Source organism: Acidiphilium sp. PM, from assembly GCF_000219295.1.
Lineage (GTDB): Bacteria > Pseudomonadota > Alphaproteobacteria > Acetobacterales > Acetobacteraceae > Acidiphilium > Acidiphilium multivorum.
The window spans coordinates 1-7,743 of sequence record NZ_AFPR01000140.1 but is presented as its reverse complement, the minus strand read 5'-3'; the positions used below and the strand labels follow the sequence as shown (position 1 = coordinate 7,743).

Annotated in this window: 6 protein-coding genes and 1 pseudogene; 4 read left to right on the top strand and 3 right to left on the bottom strand. The window is 69.8% G+C overall.

Annotated features, from left to right (window positions below; all coding sequences use genetic code 11):
- On the bottom strand, window positions 1–1,514 hold a 1,514-nt coding region (locus APM_RS06985; protein ID WP_007422652.1), incomplete at its 3' end, for an ABC-F family ATP-binding cassette domain-containing protein.
- A 67-nt stretch (window positions 1,515–1,581) separates the two neighbouring features.
- Here APM_RS06985 and APM_RS06980 point away from each other — a divergent pair.
- A complete protein-coding gene (locus APM_RS06980; RefSeq protein ID WP_007422651.1) occupies window positions 1,582–3,186 on the top strand; it encodes an NAD(P)/FAD-dependent oxidoreductase in 1,605 nt (534 codons plus the stop codon).
- Here the strand turns inward: APM_RS06980 and APM_RS06975 are convergent.
- Together APM_RS06975 and APM_RS06970 are read right to left on the bottom strand one after the other, a co-directional pair.
- Window positions 3,183–3,953 carry an exodeoxyribonuclease III gene (locus APM_RS06975; RefSeq protein ID WP_007422650.1) on the bottom strand — a complete coding sequence of 257 codons (771 nt, stop codon included), beginning with the start codon at window positions 3,951–3,953 and terminating at the stop codon, window positions 3,183–3,185. The genes APM_RS06980 and APM_RS06975 overlap by 4 nt on opposite strands.
- 7 nt (window positions 3,954–3,960) lie before the next feature.
- Complete coding sequence (locus APM_RS06970; RefSeq protein WP_013639697.1) at window positions 3,961–4,302, bottom strand: iron-sulfur cluster assembly accessory protein; 342 nt, start codon at window positions 4,300–4,302, stop codon at window positions 3,961–3,963.
- Between the two features lie 79 nt (window positions 4,303–4,381).
- Between APM_RS06970 and APM_RS06965 the strand changes: the two genes are divergently transcribed.
- From APM_RS06965 to APM_RS06955, 3 genes and pseudogenes are all read left to right on the top strand, one after another.
- Window positions 4,382–5,524 carry a deoxyguanosinetriphosphate triphosphohydrolase gene (locus APM_RS06965; protein ID WP_007422648.1) on the top strand — a complete coding sequence of 381 codons (1,143 nt, stop codon included), beginning with the start codon at window positions 4,382–4,384 and terminating at the stop codon, window positions 5,522–5,524.
- A gap of 9 nt (window positions 5,525–5,533) precedes the next feature.
- The gene (locus APM_RS06960; protein ID WP_007422647.1) at window positions 5,534–7,324 is read left to right on the top strand and encodes an arginine--tRNA ligase; all 1,791 of its coding nucleotides are present in this window, start codon (window positions 5,534–5,536) and stop codon (window positions 7,322–7,324) included.
- A gap of 25 nt (window positions 7,325–7,349) precedes the next feature.
- Window positions 7,350–7,743, top strand: a pseudogene (locus tag APM_RS06955) (SPOR domain-containing protein); the annotation flags it as partial.

Sequence of the window (7,743 nt, the reverse complement as noted above, 5' to 3'; positions counted from 1 at the left end):
CGCGGCCCTGCCTCGCGCGTCTCGCGCGGGCCGCGCTGGGCCAGCATGTCCGCATAGCCGCCGGCATACTCCACCCACCGCCCGTCGCCCTCCGCCGCGAGCGTGGAGGTCGCGATGCGGTCGAGAAAGTCGCGGTCATGGCTGACCAGCAGCACCGTGCCGGCATAGTCCGACAGCATATCCTGCAGGATGTCGAGCGTTTCGAGATCGAGATCGTTGGTCGGTTCGTCGAGGATCAGCAGGTTCGACGGCCGTGCCATCGCGCAGGCCAGCAGCAGCCGGCCACGCTCGCCGCCCGACAGCGTGCCGACCGGCGTGCGCGCCTGTTCGGGGCGGAACAGGAAATCCTTCATGTAGCCGACGACATGGCGAAACTGCCCGCCGACCTCGACCATGTCGCTTCCCCCGCCGGTCAGCGTGTCGGCGAGGGTGCGGGCCGGGTCGAGGGCTGCGCGCTGCTGATCGAGGGTCGCCACGGCAAGGTTGGTGCCCTGGGTGATCGTGCCTGAGTCCGGCTCGATCTGCCCGGTCAGCAGCCGCAGCAGGGTGGTCTTGCCGGCACCGTTCGGCCCGACGATGCCAAGCCGGTCGCCACGCAGTACCCGCAGCGTCAGGTCGCGGATCACGCAGCGCTCGCCGAATGTTTTCGAGACGTGCTCGGCATCGACGACGATCTTGCCGGAGAGTGCGGCGGCATTTGTCGTCACGTTCATCTCCCGCGCCTCGCGTCGCTCCTCGCGCTTGCGCGCGCGCAGGGCGGCGAGTTCGGCAACACGGCGGACATTGCGCTTGCGCCGCGCCGTCACGCCGTAGCGCATCCAGTCCTCCTCCCGCGCGATGGCGCGGGAGAGCTTCTGCGCGTCACGCTCCTCCTGTTCGAACACCTCGTCGCGCCAGGCCTCGAAATGCGAGAAGCCGCGATCGATCCGGCTGGTGCGGCCGCGATCGAGCCAGACGATGCTGCGCGTCACCGTCTCCAGCAGCCGCCGGTCATGGCTGATCAACACGATGCCGGCGCGCGAGGCCTTCAACTCGGCCTCCAGCCATTCGATCGCCGGCAGGTCGAGATGGTTCGTCGGCTCGTCGAGCAGCAGCACATCGGGCTCCGGCGCCAGCACCTTGGCCAGCGCGGCCCGCCGCGCCTCGCCGCCGGAGAGGCGGGCGGTACTCTCGGCGCCGGTCAGCCCAAGCCGGTCGAGGCAGGCACGGGCGCGGTGCCCGTCCACTTCCGGATCGAGACCGTCGAACACGTAATCGAGCACGGTCGGGAAGCGGGTGAGGTCCGGCTCCTGCGGCAGGCAGCGCAGGGTGGCGCCAGGCTGCAGGAACCGCGTGCCGGAATCGGCCTCGGCGAGCCCCGCCGCGATCTTCAGCAGGGTGGACTTGCCCGATCCGTTCCGCCCGACGAGGCAGATCCGCTCGCCCGCGGCAATGCCGATTTCCGCCCCGTCGAGCAGCGGCGCGCCGCCGAGCGAGAGCCTTATGTCTTGCAGGTTGAGCAGGGGAGGAGCCATGCGCGCCTTGTGGCCAATCGCGGATCGCATGGCAAGCGAGCGCCGATCGGGGTATGAGAGCGCCGCCATGATCCGCCTGACCGAAATCCGCCTGCCGCTCGACCACACCCCCGACGCCCTGCGCGATGCGGTGCTCGCCCGCCTCGGCATTGGCGAGGCCGCGCTGCGCGGCTTCACCGTCTTCCGCCGCGCCGTCGATGCCCGCCGCAAGGCCGCGATCGTCCTCACCTACACGATCGATGTCGAGGCGGAGGACGAGGCGGGGCTTCTCGCCCGCCATGCTGCGAGCCGCCATGTCGGCCCGACGCCGGACATGACCTACCGGTTTCCGGACTCCCCTCCGCCGGCGCGCCGGCCCGTCGTCGTCGGCACCGGCCCCTGCGGCCTCTTCGCCGCCCTCATCCTCGCCCAGGCAGGGCTGCGCCCGCTGATCCTGGAACGCGGCAAGGTGGTGCGCGAGCGCACGAAGGATACCTGGGCGCTCTGGCGGCGCGGCGTGCTGACGCCCGAATCCAACGTCCAGTTCGGCGAGGGCGGGGCAGGGACGTTCTCCGACGGCAAGCTCTACAGCCAGATCAGCGATCCCAACCATCTCGGCCGCAAGGTGCTGACCGAATTCGTCGCCGCCGGTGCGCCGGAGGAAATCCTCTACGTCGCGCATCCGCATATCGGCACCTTCCGCCTCGTCGGCATGGTCGAGACCATGCGCGCGACGATCGAGCGGCTCGGCGGGGAATACCGCTTCGGCGCCAGGGTGACCGACCTTGCCATCGACACCACCGGCGCAGCCCGGCAGGTCCGCGGAGTGGTGCTGGACTCCGGCGAGACGATAGAGACCGACCACGTCATTCTCGCCATCGGCCATTCCTCTCGCGACACCTTCACCATGCTGCGCGACCGCGGCGTGCATCTCGACAAGAAGCCCTTCGCCATCGGGTTCCGCATCGAGCATCCGCAATCGATGATCGATCGCGCCCGCTACGGCGATCATGCCGGCCACAAGCTGCTCGGCGCCGCCGACTACAAACTGGTGCATCACGCGCGGAACGGCCGCAGCGCCTACAGCTTCTGCATGTGCCCCGGCGGCACCGTGGTCGCCGCCACGTCCGAGCCGGGCCGCGTGGTCACCAACGGCATGAGCCAGTATTCGCGCAACGAGCGCAATGCCAATGCCGGGATCGTGGTCGGGATATCGCCGGAGGATTTTCCGGGCGACGTTCTGGCCGGCGTCGAACTGCAGCGCCGCCTCGAAGAAGCGGCCTATGTGGCGGGCGGGTCGAACTACAACGCGCCCGGACAACTGGTCGGTGATTTTCTCGCCGGCCGCGCCTCGACGGATTTCGGCGCCGTGATCCCGTCCTACCGCCCCGGCGTCACCCTCACCGATCTCTCGCAGTCACTCCCGGACTACGCCATCGAGGCGATCCGCGAGGCACTGCCGGCATTCGGGCAGAAAATCAAGGGCTTCGATCGCGAGGATGCGGTGCTGACAGGTATCGAAACCCGCACCTCGGCACCGATCCGCATCACCCGCGGGGCGGATGGGCAGAGCCTGAACACGCGCGGTCTGTTCCCCGCCGGCGAGGGTGCGGGCTATGCCGGTGGCATTCTCTCGGCGGGGGTCGATGGCATCCGCGCCGCCGAGGCCGTTGCCCGAAGCCTCGCCGCCTAATCGCGGAGCGAAACAATCACCGGCACATGGTCGGAAGGCTGCGGCTTGTCCCGCTCCTCGCGTGCGACGCGCACCGTGTCGAGCCGCTCCGCCACGCGCGGCGAGAGCAACGCATGGTCGATCCGCAGCCCCCGGTCGCGCTGCCAGGCGCCGGCCTGATAGTCCCAGAACGTATAGAGCGTTTCATCCGGATGGAGCGCCCTCAGCGCATCGGTCAGGCCGAGCCAGATCAGCGCGCGGAACGCCGCCCGGCTTTCCGGCCGCACCAGCGCGTCATCCGCCGGCAGCGCGCCTTTGGCCAGATCCGCATCGGTGGGGCAGACATTGTAATCGCCGGCCAGGATGAAGTCGCGGTCATGCTCCAGCAGCGAGGCGGCATGCCGGCGCAGCTTCTCCATCCAGTCGAGCTTGGCCGCGAAGCCGTCGCCGCCGCCGGAATTGCCGTTCGGCAGGTAGAGATTGCCAACCAGCAGGCCGCCGGCCTCGATCTCGATGAACCGCGCCGCCGCGTCTTCCTCCTCGCCGGGCAGGCGCCGGTGGGTCACCGTCACCGCCCCGCGCGAGAGCACCGCGACGCCGTTATACGCCTTCTGCCCGACGACCTCGGCGCGGTATCCCTCCGCCTCGAAGGCGGCAGCCGGAAACTGCTGAGTCTCGCACTTGATTTCCTGCAGCAGCAGCAGATCGGGCTGCTCGCGCTTGAGAAAATCCGCGATCAGCCCGGCCCGCGTGCGTGCCGAATTGACGTTCCAGGTCGCGATTCGCACGCCGCGCTCAGTCGACCGAGAAGGACGAGCCGCAGCCGCAGGACGAGGTCGCGTTCGGGTTGCCCACGGCGAAATAGGCACCCATCAGCGTGTCCTTGAAATCGAGTTCGGCGCCGTCCAGCAGGTCGAGGCTCGCAGGGTCGACGACCACTTTCGCGCCGCCACGCTCGAACACCACGTCATCGGCCGCCATCTCGCGGGTGAGGTCGAACCTGTATTGAAACCCGTTGCAGCCGCCCGCCAGAACCTCGACCCGCAGGGCCGCGTCGGGGCTTTCCGCCGCCACGATGGCGGCGATCCGCGCCGCCGCCGCCTCACTGATCCGGAACCGGTCCATCGTCTCGCTCATGAGGCTGAATATAAGCGCTCATCCGCCGGATCGCCAGCGTCGCTTGGACAAGCCTGCGCTCTCCTAGTAAGCCGGGGCCATGTCACTCGCCCCCTACGCTGCCCGCGCCGAGGCCTCGCGCGGCCGCCAGCATCCCGAGCCCGAAAGCGCGACCCGTTCCCCCTTCGCGCGCGACCGCGACCGCGTGCTCCATTCGGCCGCCTTCCGCACATTGCAATACAAGACCCAGGTCTTCGTGATCCACGAGGGCGACTTCTACCGCACCCGGCTGACCCACAGCCTCGAAGTGGCGCAGATCGCCCGCAGCATCGCCCGAGGCCTCGGGCTCGACGAGGATCTGACCGAAACCCTCGCCCTCGCGCACGATCTCGGCCACCCGCCCTTCGGCCATGCCGGCGAGGCCGGGCTGAACGATGCGCTCGGCGAGCATGGCGGCTTCGACCACAACGCCCAGAGCCTGCGCACCGTCACCCTGCTGGAACGCCGCTATGCCGGGTTCGACGGGCTGAACCTCACCTGGGAATCGCTGGAGGGGCTGGCCAAGCATAACGGTCCGCTGACCGCGCCGCCTGCCTATATCGCCGCCTTCGATGCCGCCTATCCGCTCGATCTCGCCCGCCAGGCCTCGGCCGAGGCGCAGGTCGCCGCCCTTGCGGACGACATCGCCTATCACGCCCACGACATCGACGACGGGCTGCGCGCCGGCCTGTTCACGCCGGACGATCTCGCCGCCGTGCCGATCATCGGTGCCACCCTGGCGGAGGCTCGCGCTCTGACGGCCGATCCAGTCCGCATCCGCGCCCATGCCGTGCGGCAGATGATCGGCGTACTGGTCAGCGGCGCGCTGGCCGAGAGCCGCCGCCGGCTGGCTGCCCTCGCGCCCGCCGATTCCGATGCGGTGCGCGCCTGCCCGGACGCGGTGATCGGCTTCGCGCCGGAGCTTGCCGCGGAGAATGCCGAAATCCGCCGCTTCCTCTACGCGCGGATGTATCGCCAATGGCGCGTCAACCGCATGACCCACAAGGTCGAGCTCGTGGTGCGCGACATGGCCCGCCTGCTGCTCGCCCGGCCGGACCTGCTGCCCGATGACTGGCGCAACGCCGCCGGCGCGCCGCGCAGCATGACGGCGGCCGAGGCGGTGCGCGACTATATCGCCGGCATGACCGACCGCGCCGCGCTCGACGAGCATCGCCGACTGACCGACCCCCATTCTCCCGCCTGAGGTTTCCGCATGTCCCACAACATCTTCATTGCCCTGCGCCGGCTGATCCTCGCCGAAATGGCGCGCCTGTTCCCGGCCCTCGATGCGGAAGTGCAGGCGCGGATCGAGGTATCGCCGACACGGGAGGCAGCGCATGGCGACATGGCGACCAATGCCGCGCTGATCGCCGCCAAGCCGCTCGGCCGTCCGCCGCGCGAGATCGCCGCCGCCCTCGCCGCAGCACTTTCGGCCCTGCCGGATATCGCGAAGGCCGAGCCGGCCGGGCCGGGCTTCGTCAACCTCACTCTGGCCGATCCGGTCTGGCACGCCGAGATCGCCGCCATCCTGCGCGCCGGCGAAGCCTTCGGCGCGAGCGCGATGGGGCAGGGGCGGCGGGTCAATGTCGAATACGTCTCCGCCAACCCGACCGGCCCGCTCACCGTCGGCCATTGCCGCGGCGCCGTGGTGGGCGACGCGCTGGCCTCGCTGCTGGCCAAGGCCGGGTATGACGTGACCCGCGAATACTACATCAATGATGCCGGCGCGCAGGTCACCGCACTCGCCTGGTCGGTCTACTGGCGCTATCTGCAGGCCCTCGGCACGCAGCTCACCGAGCACGATTTCGCGGCGGCCACGCCGACCGGCCTGCAATATCCGGGTGATTACCTGATCCCGGTGGCCGAGGCGCTGGTCGCCGCCCATGGCGACGCGCTCGCGGGCCCCGGCCTGTCCATCGCCCCCGCCGAGGCCTGGCTCGACACGGTCCGCCGCCACGCGATCGAGTCGATGATGGCGCTGATCCGCGAGGATCTCGCCGCCCTCAACGTCCGCCAGGACGTCTTCACCAGCGAAGCGGCGCTGATCGCCGCAGGCGGCGTCGAGCGCGCCGAGGCGATCCTGCGCGGCCAGGACCTGCTCTATGAAGGCGTGCTGGAGCCGCCCAAGGGCAAGACGCCGGAGGACTGGGAGCCACGCGAGCAGACGCTGTTCCGCGCCACCGGCTTCGGCGACGATGTCGACCGCCCGGTTCGCAAGTCGGACGGCTCGAATACCTATTTCTTCAACGACATCGCCAACCACGCCGACAAGATGGCCCGCGGCTTCGACACGATGATCGATGTCTGGGGCGCCGATCACGGCGGCTACGTCAAGCGGATGCAGGCGGCGGTGAAGGCACTCGCCGCCGGGCGCGACGCCTCGCTCGACATCGTGCTCTGCCAGATCGTCCGCGTGATGAAGGACGGCACGCCGATGCGCATGTCGAAACGCGCCGGCACCTATATCGAGCTGCGCGACCTCATCGACGCGGTCGGGCCGGATGTCGTCCGCTTCATCATGCTGATGCGCAAGTCCGACGCGCAGATGGAATTCGACCTCGATGCCGCGGTGGCGCAGACACGGGAAAACCCGGTCTTCTACGTGCAGTATGCCCATGCCCGCTGCCGCTCGGTGCTGCGCGCCGCGGCCGAGATGCCCGAACTCGGCGACACCGTCGATGCCGCCCTCGCGGAGGCCGCGCTCGCCAGCCTGACCGCGCCCGAGGAACTGGCGCTGGTCCGCCGCCTCGCCGCCTGGCCACGCCTCGTCGAATCCGCCGCCCAGGCGCGCGAGCCGCACCGAATCGGATTTTTCCTGTATGATTTGGCTGGCGACTTCCATGCGCTGTGGAATGCCGGCCGCGCCGATGCCACGCTGCGGTTCATTCAAGCCGATGCCGTCGAGGCCAGCCGGGCGCGGCTCGCGCTGGTGGCGGCGACCGCGGTGGTCATCCGCTCCGGCCTCGCGGTGATGGGGGTCGCCCCGGTCGAGGAGATGCGCTGAGCGGCGCCGGCTGCCCGGAGAGATGATGGACCGACAGGATTACGACGACGAGATCGACATTCCGCCCTATGCCGTGCGGCGTCCGCCCACGCGCGGGTTCGATCCGGAAATGCGCCGGATCGCGCTCATCGCCGGCGGGTTCGCGGGGGCGATCGTCCTTGTCGCGCTGATCTGGGGCGGTGTTCATCCGCGCCTCGGTCCGCCGCCGGTGATCAAGCCGCCGCCGGGGCCGATGCGCACGGCACCCGCCAATCCCGGCGGCCTGCAGGTGCCTGGGGCTAACGAGCAGATCATGTCCGGCACCACGGCCTCGGGGCCGCCCCGGCTCGCACCGCCGCCGCCCCAGCCGGATTTCTCCAAGCTCGCCGCCGAGGCGAACTCGGCGCAGCCCAAGCCGAAGCCCGCCCCGAAGATGCCCA